Consider the following 15003-nt stretch of genomic DNA (forward strand, 5'->3'; position numbering starts at 1 on the left):
TCGTCGACGCGATAGAAGGGTGAGTAGTTATGAACGCGATACTGGAAAACAAACCGGCAGCGGCGCCGGCCAAGAATCGCCGGCGCTTTCCGACCGAGCTGAGCATCTTCCTGGTGCTGATTGGTATCGGCCTGGTGTTCGAAGTGTTCGGCTGGATCGTGCGCGACCAGAGCTTCCTGATGAACTCCCAGCGTTTGGTGCTGATGATTCTGCAAGTGTCGATCATCGGCCTGCTGGCGATTGGCGTAACCCAGGTGATCATCACCACCGGCATCGACCTGTCGTCGGGATCGGTGCTGGCCTTATCGGCGATGATTGCGGCCAGCCTGGCACAGACCTCGGATTTCTCTCGGGCGGTATTCCCGTCGCTGACCGACTTGCCGGTGTGGATTCCGGTGATTGTCGGGCTCGGCGTCGGGCTGTTGGCGGGGGCAATCAATGGCAGCATCATCGCCATCACCGGAATTCCACCGTTCATTGCCACCTTGGGCATGATGGTCTCGGCCCGTGGCCTGGCGCGTTACTACACCGAAGGCCAGCCGATCAGCATGCTGTCGGACTCCTACACGGCCATCGGTAACGGCGCGATGCCGGTGATCATCTTTCTGGTGGTCGCGGTGATTTTCCACATCGCATTGCGCTACACCAAGTACGGCAAATACACCTACGCCATCGGCGGCAACATGCAGGCGGCGCGTACGTCCGGTATTAACGTCAAACGCCATCTGGTCATCGTCTACAGCATCGCCGGGTTGCTGGCAGGATTGGCGGGCGTGGTGGCTTCGGCCCGCGCCGCCACCGGGCAGGCGGGGATGGGCATGTCCTATGAGCTGGATGCCATTGCCGCAGCGGTCATTGGAGGAACCAGCCTGGCGGGCGGGGTGGGGCGCATTACCGGCACCGTCATCGGTGCATTGATTCTTGGAGTGATGGCCAGTGGATTCACGTTCGTCGGGGTCGATGCCTATATTCAGGACATCATCAAAGGCTTGATCATCGTGGTCGCGGTGGTCATCGACCAATACCGCAACAAGCGCAAACTCAAGCGCTGACTTTGACGGCAAACAGCGAGGGCCTTTTCTGGCTCTCGCTTCATCACACCCCTATTAGTTTCAGCCAGGGTGTTTGCCACGCATCATGAGGGCTGTCGGTGAGTCGACCGTTGTGCTGATCAGTCCAGCAAGGCAGTAGAAAAATCGGTAAAAGCGGCAAATTGCTGGCCCCCTGATTGCACTTTGAACGGCAAACTCGCTTTTTTTCAAAAGGTTAGGTTGGCCACATGCGGACGATTGTCATCACCGTTGCAACGCTTTCCCTGGCTGTCTTTGCCGCGGGGGTTCAGGCAAGGGCATTGAGCAAAAACCATCGCTTTGCCTGCACCTGGGGTGCCGATATCGCCGCCGGTGCGCAGCAATCGAAACTGTCCGGAATCTCCCTGTACGGTGCACGCAAGCGCTTGCAGGCCCGCAAGTTCCAGCAGCCATGGATGCGCATGACCGCCATGGGCATCACCGAGCAAACCTACAACAGCAGCTCGCGGCTCAGACCCGCGGCGATCAAGCAAACCTACTATGAACAATGCGTGCGGCATGAACTGGCACAGCGTTAAGCCAAAAGCCCAACCCTTAACGGTTGGGCTTTTTCATGGGTGTGGAAAACGCAGACTCACTTGTCGCTATCGCAATTGACCATCCATGACACGCCAAAGCGATCCACCAGCATGCCAAATCGTGCGGCCCAGAAGGTCGCTTCCAGCGGCATGTCGACGCGACCGTCCTTGGCCAGCGCGTTAAATATCCGCTCGGCTTCGGCAATGCTGTCGACGTTCAGGGAAATTGAACAGCCACTCATGCCCTGAGTCGGGCGGTCGGGCGTGGTGTCCGAAGCCATGATCATCTGATCGCCGACTTTCAGGCAGGTGTGGATGATCAGGTGCCGATGTTCTTCTGCAACGTGCTCCGCAGCGGGGGATTCACCGAAAGAGGTCATCGCCTCCAGTTCGCCGCTCAGGGCTTGCTGATAAAAAGTGAAGGCTTCTCGGCAGTCGCCGTTGAAGATCAGGTACGGGTTGATTTTCATGTCTTTGTTCCTGGCAGTCAGGCGTGGAGTAGTGGTTGTACAGCGTGTTCCACGATGGGCGGTTAAAACATAGCAGAGGTTTTGACGTCGGGATCGAGCGGGTTTCTCCCGATGTTTTTCAAATGAAAAGACCCGGGCAAGTCCCGACTCAGTCGACGATGACGTGCTCGTCGTCACCCAGGCATATGGTCAATTGCTGACCCTCCTTGCTGAACGCGCAATGGGGTAGCTCAAGGTGCGTGGCAATTTTGATCGGCGCGCCGATAAAAACAACGGCTATGAGAACCGCCACCACAGACCTGCCGATCATTGCGAAGCGGGACGGCTGGCCGCTGCTGTGGCTTTTCTTGAGTCTTGAGCGCAAAAAAAGACCGAACAGCATCAAGCCTGCGCCGATCAACATTGCGCTGCCGATTTCATGGGGGCTGATGCTGTAGATCCGTTGTTCTGCATCGTCTGGATAGTTGACTAGCCACCAGGCGCCCATGCCAAGTGGCAAAAGCCCTGCAGCGATGCAGGCATGGATCGATCCAGGCAAGCGCACTAGCAGGCTTATCAACAAAACCACTGTGGTCAGAACCCAGGCACTGACAAACATTTGCCCGCCCATGCCGCCCATGAAGGTGCCACCGACATCGATCGGTGTCATCAGATTCCAGTCATAAAAAGCGCTGTGCAGCAGCAGCGTCAGAGCCGCGAGCCAGCAGAGAGGGTAATAGAGCCAAAGGGCATTGGGGCGAGATAACACGTTGAGTCCTTTTCGTGGTGTTCGGCGCACGCCAGTATGCCGAGGAATTCGCACACTATGAATTTCAATCGTTGCGCTGGAGTACCATGGCGCACTGTCATCACCTGCCGGGTTCAACGTCCTATGCCTTCATTTTCCCGCGTCACTTCCTTGTTCGACCAAGCGCAGCGTGCGTTGCGGTTGGTCTGGGGGACGTCGCGAGGTTTGTTTCTGGGGCTGGTGCTGGCGACGCTGATTGCCGGGATGCTGCCGGCACTGGCGGCGTGGTTGGGCCAGCGCATTGTCGATGCCGTGGTCGCGGCGATGCAACTGCACGCGCAGCACGGCAGTGCGCCGCTGTGGCCAGTGTTGCGATATGTGCTGATGGAGGCGGGGGTATTGGCGTTGTTGTCCGGCACACAGCGGGCGCTGTCGGTGCAGCAGTCGCTGTTGCGGGTGCAGTTGGGCCAGAAGGTCAACACGATGATTCTGGAGAAGGCGCAGACCCTCTCACTGGTGCAGTTCGAGAACTCCGAGTTCTACGACAAGCTGGTGCGGGTGCGCCGCGAAGCCTCGACGCGGCCATTGGCGTTGGTCATGAAGTCGCTGGGATTGATCCAGAACCTGATCATGCTGATCAGCTTCGGCGTGCTGCTGGTGCACTTTTCGCCGTGGGCCTTGGTGCTGTTGGTGGCCGGGGCGCTGCCGGTGTTTTTCGCCGAGGCGCATTTCTCCGGTGATGCGTTTCGCCTGTTTACCCGTCGCGCGCCGGAGAGTCGACAGCAGAGTTACATCGAGACGCTTCTTTCCCACGAGGCCTATATCAAAGAGGTCAAACTGTTCGGCTTCGCACCGCTGTTGCTGCAACGCTACCGCGACACGTTCGCCAGACTCTATGCCGAAGACCGGCGCTTGACGCTGCGTCGTGATGGCTGGGGTTTCGGTCTTGGATTGCTTGGCACCGCGGCGTTCTACGTGGCCTACGCCTGGGTGGTGATCGATGCCGTGCAGGGCGACATCAGTCTGGGCCAGATGACCATGTATCTGGTGCTGTTCAAGCAAGGTCAGAGCGCTGTGAGCAGTAGCCTGAGCGCGATCAGTGGTCTGTACGAAGACGGCCTGTACCTGACGAGTCTTTATCAATACCTCGCTGAACCGGTGCTGGCCGATACCGGTCACCTGACCGTCGGCGCGCAACCGGGCGATGGTCTGCGTTTCGAAAACGTCGGTTTCTGTTACCCGGGGGCCAGCCGTCCGGCACTGCAAAGCATTGACCTGCATCTGGTGCCGGGCAACAGCCTGGCGTTGGTGGGGGAAAACGGTTCCGGCAAGACCACGCTGATCAAGTTATTGACCCGCCTATACCGTCCCGATCAAGGACGCATTCTGCTCGATGGCAGCGATTTGCAGGATTGGCAGGAAACCGCGTTACGCCGTCGCATTGGCGTGATTTTCCAGGATTACATCCGCTACCAGTTCAGCGTCGGGGAAAACATCGGCGTCGGCGATACGCTGGCGTTCAACGACCAACAACGCTGGAAGGAGGCCGCTGCCGAAGGGATGGCGGCGCCATTCATCGAAGGGCTCGACCGTGGTTATGCCACGCAGTTGGGGCGCTGGTTTGCCGGTGGCCAGGAGTTGTCCGGCGGGCAATGGCAGAAGATTGCGTTGTCCCGGGCGTATATGCGCCGTGATGCCGACATCCTGATCCTCGATGAGCCAACCTCGGCCCTGGACCCGGCGGCGGAAGCCGCGGTGTTTGAGCATTTCAGCCAGCACACGGCAGGGCGCATGACCTTACTGATTTCCCACCGTTTTTCCAGCGTGCGCAATGCCGATCACATCATCGTGCTGCAACAAGGAAAGATTCTGGAACAGGGTGGCCACGGTGCGCTTATCGCCGCGGCCGGGCATTACGCGCAACTGTTCGATTTACAGGCGCGTGGTTATCGTTAGGTGTCCCGTGCGCTGCGCACAGTCGCGGGGCCGGCGATACGAGGGGCGGGCTGGGTTTGCATCAACGCATCAATAGCCTTGCGATAATGTTGCCCGCCCAACGCCATGCTGTTGTTGTGCGTCGCTCCAGGCACCAGCAGCAAGCGTTTGGGTTGCTGTGCCGCGTTGAACAGTTGTTCGCTGAAACGCGGGGGGACTAAGGCATCGGCCAAGCCATGCACCACCAGCAGCGGCATATGAATCTCGGCGATCTTGTCGATGGAATCGAACTTCTGCGACAGCAGCCAGCGCACCGGCAGCGAGGTGTTGGCCACCGCCGCGGCGACATCCGCCAGAGAGGTGAACGTGGACTCGATCACCAGTCCGCGCACGGGCAGTGGCGTGTGATCGCGGGCGGCGTCCTGTCCGAGTTCGGCTGCCAGATCGATTGCCACGGCACCGCCGAGGGAGTGACCGTAGATCAGGCGTTTGTTCGGATCCGGTTGCAACAGCTTGAAACGCTCCCACGCCACTCGCGCATCTTCATAAACACTGCTTTCGGACGGCAGATCACCCTTGCTCTTGCCGAACCCACGGTAATCAATGGCCAGCACCGAATAGCCCGCTGCGCGCAGTTGCTCGATGCGGAACAATTGCCCGGTGAGGTTCCAGCGCACGCCATGCAGATAGAGGATGGCCGGGGCATTCTTGCGTTCTGCAGGCCACCACCAGGCATGAATGTTTTGCCCGGCCTTGAAACGTTTGGGTTGCAGATCGAGTTCCTGCACGCTGCCGGGCAAGCCGTGATACCAACCCGCCGTGCCCGGTTCGATGCGAAACAGCAGTTTGCGCTCGGTATGTTCCAGCACGGCACAACTCGCCGGCACGCCGATAATAAGCGCGGCCATGCAGGCGAATGCCAAGCGGCGACGTCGCAGGCGGGTCATGAAGGAAAGGAACATTAAACGATTCACCACTGCGTAGACAAAGAACGCTTTTTACCAGATGCCTCGGTCTGTGCACGACATTTTCGACCATCGCCCGTGTGCAACGATTACAAAATGCTGCGGCGGCTCAGTCCACGCGAAGCACGATTTTGCCGATGTGATCGCCGGCTTCCATGTGGGCATGGGCTTTGGCCGCGTCGGTCAGTGAGTAGACCTTGTCGACCATCGGCAGACAGCGTCCGTCGGCCAGCACCGGCCATACGTGTTCGCGCAGTTGATCGGCGATCGCGGCTTTCTCGGCAGCGGTGCGTGCGCGCAGCAGAGAACCCGTTACAACGGCGCGTTTGCCGAGGATTGCCAGCAGATCAATGTCATTGGCCCGGGCGCCGCCAAGGAAACCGAGCATCACCACTCGTCCATCCATCGCCAGGGCGCTGATGTTTGCGTTGAGGTAGGAGGCGCCCATGATGTCGAGAACGATATTCACGCCTTGACCGGCAGTTTTCTCGGCGATGACGTCAGCGAAATTCTCTTCGCGATAGTTGATTGCCTGACCGCCCAGCTTACGGATCACTGCGCATTTCTCGGCGCTACCGGCCGTGGCAAATGCCTCAATGCCGAACTCACGACACAGCATCAGCGCGGTGGTGCCGATACCGCTGGTGCCACCGTGAATCAGCGCACGTTGCCCGCTGCTGGCACCACCTAGGCCGAACAGGTTGGCCCACACGGTAAAAAAGGTTTCCGGGATCGCGGCGGCCTGCACCCAATCAATCCCGGCGGGGATTGGCAGGGTCTGGCCGGCCGGTACTGCGCAATATTCGGCGTAACCGCCGCCATTGGTCAGCGCGCAAACGCTGTCGCCAAGCTCAAACTGGCTGACACCGGCCCCGAGCGCGACCACTTCGCCGGCTACTTCAAGACCGGGAATCGGGTTCATTCCGGGCTTCATCGGGTATTTGCCGGCGCGTTGCAAGGCGTCTGGCCGGTTGATGCCGGCGGCGTGAACGCGGATCAGCACTTCACCCTCGGCGGCGACCGGCAACGGTACGCGTTTGGCTTGCAGAACATCGGGGCCACCGGGTTCAGTGATTTCGATGCGAGTCATTTCGTTGGGTAAGGACATTTGGATTCCTGTTGCCAGAGGTTCTATAGATGGGAGCGCGGCCTGCCGGTAATGATTCCGTTCAATTTTCACAGAACCGCGGTTTAGGCGAAGAGGGTAGCCATTTCGGGGCATGCTCCAGCAAAATTGCCACCGTGATCGCGCCCGCGGCGATCATGAACAGCCAGGCGTGATGGCCACCTGTGGCATTGAACAACGCCGAATAGGCAAACCCGGCCAGCGCCTGGAACGTGGCAAACGATACGGTGGCGCGGCTCCAGGCGATTTGCTGGCGATGATGATCCGGCACCAGTTCATGCACACGGGCCAAGGCCAGTGGCACGATACCGGGCGGGAATGAACCGATAATCACCGCCAGCACGGCCAGGGCCATGAAGGTGTGGGAAAACGCCAGCAGCCCCAGCGCAATCACCTGCACCATCAATACCAGCCGGATGCCTGTCCGCGCGCCAAGTCGATCAGCGAGAAAACCATAACTCACCGGCCCGACAATCGCGCCCAGGCCATACATGACCCACACCCGTGCACCCATATGCGCCCCGGCACCGAGCCCGCGAGCCACGTAATCCACCAGAAAAACCATGGCCGGCACCAAACCTGCGGCCATGAACGCATATTGGCCGAACAGCAAATAGACGGCGTGAGGTGTTGGCTCAACCGGCACAACCTCGTGAGTCGCAATCGCATGCGGTAAATCGGCGGGCCAGCCAAACCAGCTCAGTGCGGTCAGCAACAACGACAAACCGCCCAGCCCCAACCAGGTGGCCTGCAGGCCCAGGCTCAGCAGCGGCGGCACGATTGTCCCGGAACCGGCAATCCCCAGGCCGATACCGAGGAAGATTGCGCCGCTGGCCAGCCCTTTACGGGACGCCGGCACATGGGGCAGGACGGTCGCCGCCACCAGCACCATGATCGCGCCACCGGTAATCCCTGACAGCAAACGCCAGCCAAAGAACCAGCCCACCGACAACGGAAACGCACAGGCAAAAAACGCGGCGGTGACCAGCAGCATCATCAGTCGCAGGGCGTTTTTATTGCCAAGTTGCCTAGCTATCGGCCGACCGAGCAGGGCGCCGATCAGGTAACCGACCAGATTGGCCGCGCCGAGATAGACCACGTCGTTGGCAGAAAACCACTGCGCCTGAATCAGCGAGGGAATCAACGGTGTGTAGGCGAAGCGCGCCAGGCCGATGCCGACCAGGCTGGCGCAGAGTCCGGCGAAGATCGGTAACGCTGAGGATGATGTACGCATGGGAGCGATCCTGAGAGGTATATGGCGCTCAGCATATCGGCTATTGTTGCTGCGCTGGTGCAGCGAGTTGGCATCGTATTGATGCATATCTGCATCATCAGGAGGCAAGATGAATTGGGACGATGCGCGGGTATTTCTCGCGGTATGCAGGGAGTCGACGTTACGCGGCGCGGCGCGGGTACTGGGCGTGGATCAGGCGACTGTCGGACGACGGATCACGGCGTTGGAAAAGTCGCTGAGTGCGACGTTGTTTTTGCGCACGTCCGACGGTTACGCGTTGACAGCGGTCGGCGAAGCGGCGCTTAAAAGCGTCGAAAAAATGGAGCTCTCGGCGCTGGAGCTGGAGCGGCAGATTCAGGGCCTGGACGATCGCCTGACCGGCAACGTGCGCGTCAGCACCACCGATTCGCTGGCCATCGATTTCCTGATCCCGGCCATCGCCCGACTGCACGAACTGCACCCGGACGTGCGCGTGCAACTGGATGCTTCCACGCAGATCCTCAGCCTGGCCAAACGCGAAGCGGATATCGCCGTGCGCAACACCCGTCCCGACAATCCAGACCTGATCGCTCGGCGGATTGCCCGCTGGCCGGTGGGATTGTTTGCGTCACAGGCGTATGTCGACGCCAAGGGCATCCCTCAGCAGGGTAAGGCGTTTGAGGGGCATGACCTAGTGGTTTACGAACCCTATCTAAAGGGTAACAAGGACATGACACTGGTCTGCGAGCCGTTGCATCGCGGGCGAATCGTCGCCAGCCTGAGTTCCAGCTTGTTGGTGCGTCGCTCGATTGCGGCGAGCCTGGGTGTAGGAGAAATTCCTGTTTACATGGGCGAACGTGATGGCCTCGTCAACCTCTGGCCGGCGCGCAATCGCCCACAACCCTATGAAGTGTGGCTGGTGACCCACGCAGACTTGCGCCATACGGCGCGGGTAAGGGCCGTGATCGAGCAGATTGTCGAAGCGTTTGCGCGGGAGAATGAGTGAGCGCTGAGTGGCTTTGGAGAAGCTACGTAGCCTGACGAAACGGCCTACACCCAGAGCAGAATTCGCTGGCTTGTGGGTGTTGGGGAGGGGCTCCATGGTTGTTGCAGCTCGCGGTGATACAACACTCGCTTTTTGAGAGATGAGCCAGGAAAGGTATCGGTCACCCAAGGAAGGGGATCGGATTGAAAGCCAGGGAATTTTTGTAATGGTCAAATTGGTAGGCTTTCATCGCAGCGAAGCTTTCATCCTGCGTGAGGACGATGAGGTAATCGTCGTTTTGCCAACCTTCGTTCATAAAATACTGACTCACTTCCAGGATTCGGTTTGCTATCAGTTGCCCATGGCTGCAAGCCGCCTGTTAGTACATATCATATTGCCCATCACCGCGAGGAGTCTATGTGACCGTAACAGCGAGAACCGCCAAATTTCCCACTATACCGAGAACCACCCACGCAAACGCTACCAGCGCCTTGAATACCTTCCGCGAGGGGCTGAAAACAACGCCAAGCAATGCCCCAATGAGGATGCCTGGAAAGCTGAATAAATAGAAAAGCCACCCCATGGAGTCTGTGACCCAGAGGTCGAAAAGGAACAAGTACAGCCCCATGGCAGTAGCCATTCCCCCCAGCGATTCTCGTGACGCTTTGCACAGCAGCGCTATGCAAAGCACTGCCACTTGCGGTAACCAGGAGTATGCAAAGTTATCTAGGAAGAAGGGGCCTTTTCCAGTTGTATAGACGGCAACGGCAAGGCCCAGCCCGACGCCGATGGCTGCCAGCGGAATACGAGTGAACTGTGGAGGATTATTTTCTATCGATCTCATTCCCTGTGACCTTTTTGAAGCGGGTTGTTCGTTGAAAGTCCGCAGCCTTTTTACAGTGAAATCCCGTCAAATCAAGCGACATTCGAAATGCCAGCTTTCAGCCGATCGCTGCCTTCTAGGGCGACACCCTAAAACTGCCTTAGTCGTGCAATCGCATCTGTAATCGCTTTGGCATTTATGTCTAAGGTTTCCATCGCCACAAGTGCGTTCTCGGCGACAGTATCTACGCCATTCTCTGAAAGCCACTTGGTGACCTCCTCTATTGGGCTCCCAAGGCATGCTGGTTGTGTAGAAGCAATGTCAGTGCATCCCCAGTAGCAATGTTGGACTCTGAGTCATGCGCCATGAAAATCGTATGCGTCCGGCCAAGTCATCTACCCAACCTCGCAAGGCCAAGACATGGTGTGCACTTAAATTTAAGTGGGCACCAGTTCTAGCCTTTTAAGCGGGTATTTCATGCAACCAACACGCCGTTCCTATTCAAAATCCTTCAAGGCCCAGGTCATTCAAGAGTGTGCCCAGCCCGGCGCTTCTATTGCCAACATCGCACTCGGCCGTAGCCTCAACGCAAACCTGGTCCACAAATGGATTCGGATGCACGCGCAGAAAAGCATGGCGCTGCAACCTGCATTTATTCCGTTACCCATGCAGTTGGGCGGAGCAAGTTCGCAAGCTACATCGTCGAATATCTACGTCGAGATCCAGCATTCGCGCGGCACCGTCAAAGTGAACTGGCCAACCGAAAATGCTGCTGCTTGCGCCACCTTTCTTCGAGACCTGCTGCGATGATCCGCATCGACTTCATCTGGCTCGCTACCGAGCCGATGGACATGCGAGCGGGCACCGAAACCGCGTTGGCCAGGGTGATCGCGGTGTTCGGTGCGGCGAGGCCGCACTGTGCTTATCTATTTGCCAACCGCCGCGCTACTTGCATGAAAGTTCTGGTACATGACGGCTTCGGTATCTGGCTGGCTGCTCGTCGGTTGAACCAGGGCAAATTCCATTGGCCAAGCATCCGTCATGGAGCTGAAATGCAGTTGGACACCGAGCAACTTCAAGCTCTGGTAGTGGGCCTGCCATGGCAACGTGTGGGTTGCGGCGGCGCGATCACACTGCTTTAACGGCTGCAATTCGGCTATCGGTCTATCCCCGCGAACTGCCTGCTCTGGCAAAATCCGCAGCATGACTTCTTCGCCCAATCTCGACCAAATGTCCTCCGACCAACTGCGTGCCTTGGCAGCGCAGTTGCTGTCGCAAGTCGACACCATGGGCAAGAAGATCAACCGAGACCAAACGGTGATCGAGAAACTGACTCACGAGATCGCGCAGCTCAAGCGATTGAAGTTTGCCAAGCGCAGCAAGCAGATGAATCCCGAGCAGGCCAGCCTGCTCAATGACCTGATCGATACCGATATCGCGGCGATTGAAGCAGAGCTTCAGGCGTTGCAAACAGTGCCAGCGGCGACCGAGAAAAAGCAAAAGCCCAAGCGCACTGCATTGCCGGCAGGGTTTCCACGCACGTTGATCCATCACGAACCGGACAATACTCACTGCCAATGCGGCTGCGCACTCAGCGCATCGGTGAAGATGTCAGCGAAAAGTTAGACTACACGCCCGGCGTATTTATCGTAGAGCGTCATGTCCGTGGCTAGTGGATCTGTAATGACTGTGAAACACTGATCCAGGCGCCGGTTCCGGCACAGGTCATTGATAAGGGCATCCCGACCGCTGGGCTGCTTGCTCACGTCATGATCGCCAAGTTTGCCGACCATCTTCCGCTTTACCGGCAAGAGTCGATTTTCGGACGAGCTGGCTTGGCCATTCGACGTTCAACCTTGGCGCAATGGGTTGGCATGACGGGCGTACAGTTACAGCCTCTGGTCGATGCGTTGCGTGATGTAGTGCTCGGACAGCAGGTCATCCATGCCGATGAAATACCATTGCAGATGCTCACGCCGGGTGCGAAGAAAACCCACCGTTCTTATGTTTGGACCTACGCCACCAGCCAGTTCTCGGACTTGGCGGCGGTCGTTTACGACTTCAGCCCCAGCCGTGCCGGAGAGCACGCTCGCAACTTTCTGCAAGACTGGAAGGGCAAGCTGGTCTGTGATGATTTTGGCGGTTACAAGGCAAGCTTCGAACTTGGCGTTACCGAAATCGGCTGCATGGCCCATGCGCGACGCAAGTTCTTCGAATTGCATGCCACCAACAAGAGCCAGCTCGCCGAGCAGGCTTTGCGATACATCCAGTTGCTTTACGAAATCGAGAGCGAAGTCCGCGACCTGGAACCGGATTTACGGCGCCGAATACGGCAAGAAAAAGCCGTACCAGTGATGGACATGCTGCATGCTTGGATGATCGCCCAGCGCGATGTTGTGCCCGAAGGTTCGGCTATCAGCAGAGCACTCGATTACAGCCTGAAACGCTGGGCAGCGCTGTCGCGCTACCTCGATGACGGGGCCGTACCCATTGATAATAATTGGGCAGAGAACCAGATCCGGCCGTGGGCTCTTGGGCGCAAGAACTGGCTCTTTGCAGGGTCGCTACGCAGCGGGCGAGTGAAATCGATCAGTTGCTGCCGCATAAGTGGAATCCCATTAAGGCGACTATTTTCCAAGCGCCCAACTGTTAGGAGAGAACCATCAAGGCTTTATCAATTGTACGGCCCAGTGGCGGTCGAATCGCTTCTGGCGAGAAAACCCTCGAAGTTCGTCGTTGGTTTCCAGACTTAGATCCTTTCGAGGATCTTCTGATTGTCGAAAACGGGAGGTTTCTTCATAACGATGGTGACGAAGACGATAACGGTATTGCCGTCGCAATTGTGCGCGTGAACGCCGTGCGCCCATTCGTCCTGGCTGACATGCAAGCGGCCTGTGCAAGTTATTTTGAAGACGGCTGGCTCGCATGGGAGCTGAGTGACTTAAGGCCAGTCACACACTCAGTGGCCATCCGAGCGGCGCGCGGTATCTACGAGGTAGACTTCTTGCTTCCAGACAAGCGCTGACCATTAAGCAAGACGTGTTGAGCAGACGCTTACTGAAAATCGGCCTTGGATTCGGGTTCGCAAAAGCCTAGTTCATATCGTCAAAGGCGAAGACTGATCACTCATCCAGTCGGACCAATTTACGCACCAAAATAGCGCACCAGTCCCATCTCAGTCCCATATGGCTTTTTTTCAGACACCAAAAACCACAAACTCCCAACTTTCTCTAGGAAAATCAGGAATTTGCGTTTACTTAATGTGGCGGTGAAGTAGAGATTCGAACTCTAGAACTCCTGCGACCATAAATATTCATCACGATAACTTCCCACTGGCAGCATCCGGCCAAAAGCGGACGGTGACAACAGGTAGCGAACGGTAGGGAGCGGAGGGGCGCGCCAGAAAAAAAGGGTTCCCTTTGGCGGTCGGAGGAGTGCTGAGCCGATTCTATTGGGGTAGTTTGGCGATCACTTTGATCTCGAAGTCGAAGCCGGACAACCAGGTCACGCCGATAGCAGTCACTGTCGGGTAGGGAGCTTCGCCCCAGTACTCGGCCGCTACTTCCCAGATAGTTTCGAATTTCGAGTCGGGGTCGACCATGAAGATGGTCGTGTCGACCACATCCTCGAAACTACTGCCGGCCTCGGCCAAGATCGCGTTGAGGTTGGCGAAGGCCAGGCGAACCTGTGCCGCAAGGTCCGGCTCGGCCGAGCCATCCTTGCGGCTGCCGACCTGACCGGATACGAACAGAAAACCGTTGGAGCGAATCGCCGGCGAGTAGCGGTGGAGTTCGTACAGTGCATGGCGGTCAGGCGGGAAAACGACATCACGTTTGCTGGTCATTGCATACCTCCTTCGGGGCCATCGCGGCCCGCTGTTTACGATGAAGCCACTGTAAAAAAACGACCAACCTGAATAAACAAGCAACTCTGGTCATGACTGTTTGTAGAATCCAAACTATCCAGACCCGAGTGAGGCGTGAAATGGACCGTTTCGATGCAATGCAGGCCTTTGCCCGAGTGGTGGAAACCGGCAGTTTCACCAAGGCGGCAGCCACCCTGCACATGAGCAAGACCACCGTGACGCAGCTCGTTCAGCAACTGGAAGCGAGGCTGCGCGTGCGCCTGCTCAACCGCACCACACGCAAGGTCAATGTCACCGCCGATGGCGCGGCCTACTACGAGCGCGTCATCCGGCTACTGGTCGATATGGACGACGCCGAGACCAGCTTGTCCAGCGCTTCGATGACACCGCGCGGGCGGCTGCGGGTGGATGTACCCAGTCCGCTGGCGCGAATGCTGCTGATACCAGCCTTGCCGGGGTTCTTTGCACGCTACCCGGAAATCCAGCTGACCGTGGGCGTGAGCGATCGCATCGTCGACATCATTGGCGATAACGTAGACTGCGTGGTGCGCGGCGGCGAGATCATCGATCAGTCCCTGGTGGCAAGGCATGTGGGCGATCTGAAACTCGGCATCTATGCCGCGCCCGGCTATCTGCAGCGCTTCGGTACGCCGGCGCACCCCAGTGAGCTGGAGGAGGGCAGGCACAGTACCGTTGGCTTCCTCTGGTTTCGTACAGGCAAATCCTTGCCCTACGCGATGCAGCGGGGTGAGGAACGCATCGAGGCCCAGGGCCGCCCGCAACTGACGGTCGACGACGGCAATGCGTACCTCGCCGCCGGCTTGGCTGGTCTGGGCATGCTTTGGCTACCGCAGTACATGGCCAAACCGCACCTGGTCAGCGGTGAGCTGCTGCCGCTATTTGAGGACTGGCACATGGCGCCAATGCCGATGTATCTGGCATTCCCGCCGAATCGCCATGTCAGCGCCAAGGTGCGGGTATTTATCGACTGGGTAATAGATTTGATGGCCGAGCATGCGCCGGTGGTTAGGTGAAACAGGTGTAAAGCCATTTCAGGACTAGACACTCTAAACGTCCATTTTTGACAAAAGTTGTCGGTCATGAACGTCTGTTTCCGACAACGGCTATTTGCTTTAAGGCCACAAGCCTCTTAAGCCGCCCCCCGGTGTCAGGATAGTTGTCGCCTCTCCGGTTTTTCCAAAAAAAGCATATCGGGGGCGGAAAGAGACTGGTCGTGCCGTACTATTCACCTGAACGCAGAGCCGCATTACTTAAGATGCTGCTT

At 57.9% G+C, this 15003-nt stretch carries 15 protein-coding genes and 2 pseudogenes; 10 read left to right on the top strand and 7 right to left on the bottom strand.

Features of this window, described 5'->3' with window-relative positions; genetic code table 11:
- Positions 1 to 29: 29 nt before the first annotated feature.
- Positions 30 to 1052, top strand: coding sequence for an ABC transporter permease (locus AACY11_RS20835; RefSeq protein WP_339432553.1), 1023 nt, complete (start codon positions 30 to 32; stop codon positions 1050 to 1052).
- Between the two features lie 227 nt (positions 1053 to 1279).
- Positions 1280 to 1609: a hypothetical protein gene (locus tag AACY11_RS20840; protein ID WP_339432552.1), complete on the top strand. Its 330-nt coding sequence runs from the start codon at positions 1280 to 1282 to the stop codon at positions 1607 to 1609.
- A gap of 56 nt (positions 1610 to 1665) precedes the next feature.
- Here the strand turns inward: AACY11_RS20840 and AACY11_RS20845 are convergent, their stop codons facing one another.
- The gene (locus AACY11_RS20845) at positions 1666 to 2079 is read right to left on the bottom strand and encodes a VOC family protein (protein WP_339432551.1); all 414 of its coding nucleotides are present in this window, start codon (positions 2077 to 2079) and stop codon (positions 1666 to 1668) included.
- A gap of 148 nt (positions 2080 to 2227) precedes the next feature.
- On the bottom strand, positions 2228 to 2944 hold the full coding sequence (locus AACY11_RS20850) for a hypothetical protein (protein ID WP_339465669.1): 717 nt from the start codon (positions 2942 to 2944) through the stop codon (positions 2228 to 2230).
- Positions 2945 to 2950: 6 nt separating this feature from the next.
- On the opposite strand from AACY11_RS20850, the gene AACY11_RS20855 reads away from it, so the two are divergent.
- Positions 2951 to 4762: an ABC transporter ATP-binding protein gene (locus tag AACY11_RS20855; protein ID WP_339495626.1), complete on the top strand. Its 1812-nt coding sequence runs from the start codon at positions 2951 to 2953 to the stop codon at positions 4760 to 4762.
- On the opposite strand, the gene AACY11_RS20860 is transcribed toward AACY11_RS20855, so the two are convergent.
- The 3 genes from AACY11_RS20860 to AACY11_RS20870 all read right to left on the bottom strand — a co-directional run bounded on the left by AACY11_RS20860 (position 4759) and on the right by AACY11_RS20870 (position 8066).
- Complete coding sequence (locus AACY11_RS20860; protein WP_339432548.1) at positions 4759 to 5703, bottom strand: alpha/beta hydrolase; 945 nt, start codon at positions 5701 to 5703, stop codon at positions 4759 to 4761. The genes AACY11_RS20855 and AACY11_RS20860 overlap by 4 nt on opposite strands.
- Positions 5704 to 5815: 112 nt before the next feature.
- Positions 5816 to 6814 carry an NAD(P)H-quinone oxidoreductase gene (locus AACY11_RS20865; RefSeq protein ID WP_339432547.1) on the bottom strand — a complete coding sequence of 333 codons (999 nt, stop codon included), beginning with the start codon at positions 6812 to 6814 and terminating at the stop codon, positions 5816 to 5818.
- Between the two features lie 61 nt (positions 6815 to 6875).
- Complete coding sequence (locus AACY11_RS20870; RefSeq protein WP_339432546.1) at positions 6876 to 8066, bottom strand: YbfB/YjiJ family MFS transporter; 1191 nt, start codon at positions 8064 to 8066, stop codon at positions 6876 to 6878.
- A 109-nt stretch (positions 8067 to 8175) separates the two neighbouring features.
- Between AACY11_RS20870 and AACY11_RS20875 the strand changes: the two genes are divergently transcribed.
- Both AACY11_RS20875 and AACY11_RS20880 read left to right on the top strand, forming a co-directional pair.
- On the top strand, positions 8176 to 9051 hold the full coding sequence (locus AACY11_RS20875; protein WP_339495627.1) for a LysR family transcriptional regulator: 876 nt from the start codon (positions 8176 to 8178) through the stop codon (positions 9049 to 9051).
- Positions 9052 to 9256: 205 nt separating this feature from the next.
- Positions 9257 to 9595, top strand: a complete 339-nt coding sequence (locus AACY11_RS20880; protein ID WP_339432544.1) for a hypothetical protein — start codon at positions 9257 to 9259, stop codon at positions 9593 to 9595.
- Between the two features lie 407 nt (positions 9596 to 10002).
- Here the strand turns inward: AACY11_RS20880 and AACY11_RS20885 are convergent.
- A pseudogene (locus AACY11_RS20885) lies at positions 10003 to 10220 on the bottom strand (hypothetical protein).
- A 110-nt stretch (positions 10221 to 10330) separates the two neighbouring features.
- Here AACY11_RS20885 and tnpA point away from each other — a divergent pair.
- From tnpA to AACY11_RS20905, 4 genes and pseudogenes are all read left to right on the top strand, one after another.
- On the top strand, positions 10331 to 10663 hold the full coding sequence (tnpA, locus tag AACY11_RS20890; protein ID WP_339495628.1) for an IS66-like element accessory protein TnpA: 333 nt from the start codon (positions 10331 to 10333) through the stop codon (positions 10661 to 10663).
- On the top strand, positions 10660 to 10995 hold the full coding sequence (tnpB, locus tag AACY11_RS20895) for an IS66 family insertion sequence element accessory protein TnpB (RefSeq protein WP_339432541.1): 336 nt from the start codon (positions 10660 to 10662) through the stop codon (positions 10993 to 10995). The genes tnpA and tnpB overlap by 4 nt, the downstream gene beginning before the upstream one ends.
- Before the next feature lie 61 nt (positions 10996 to 11056).
- A pseudogene (tnpC, locus tag AACY11_RS20900) lies at positions 11057 to 12606 on the top strand (IS66 family transposase).
- Entirely contained in the window at positions 12555 to 12878 is a 324-nt protein-coding gene (locus tag AACY11_RS20905; RefSeq protein ID WP_339495630.1) for an ASCH domain-containing protein, read from the top strand. Before tnpC ends, AACY11_RS20905 begins: the two are co-directional and overlap by 52 nt.
- A 423-nt stretch (positions 12879 to 13301) precedes the next feature.
- Here AACY11_RS20905 and AACY11_RS20910 read toward each other — a convergent pair whose 3' ends face one another.
- Positions 13302 to 13697, bottom strand: coding sequence for a RidA family protein (locus AACY11_RS20910; RefSeq protein WP_339465665.1), 396 nt, complete (start codon positions 13695 to 13697; stop codon positions 13302 to 13304).
- Positions 13698 to 13837: 140 nt separating this feature from the next.
- On the opposite strand from AACY11_RS20910, the gene AACY11_RS20915 reads away from it, so the two are divergent.
- Positions 13838 to 14752, top strand: a complete 915-nt coding sequence (locus AACY11_RS20915) for a LysR family transcriptional regulator (RefSeq protein ID WP_339432539.1) — start codon at positions 13838 to 13840, stop codon at positions 14750 to 14752.
- Positions 14753 to 15003: the final 251 nt, after the last annotated feature.

It is taken from the genome of Pseudomonas sp. RA_105y_Pfl2_P56, assembly GCF_963970845.1.
GTDB lineage: Bacteria > Pseudomonadota > Gammaproteobacteria > Pseudomonadales > Pseudomonadaceae > Aquipseudomonas > Aquipseudomonas baetica_A.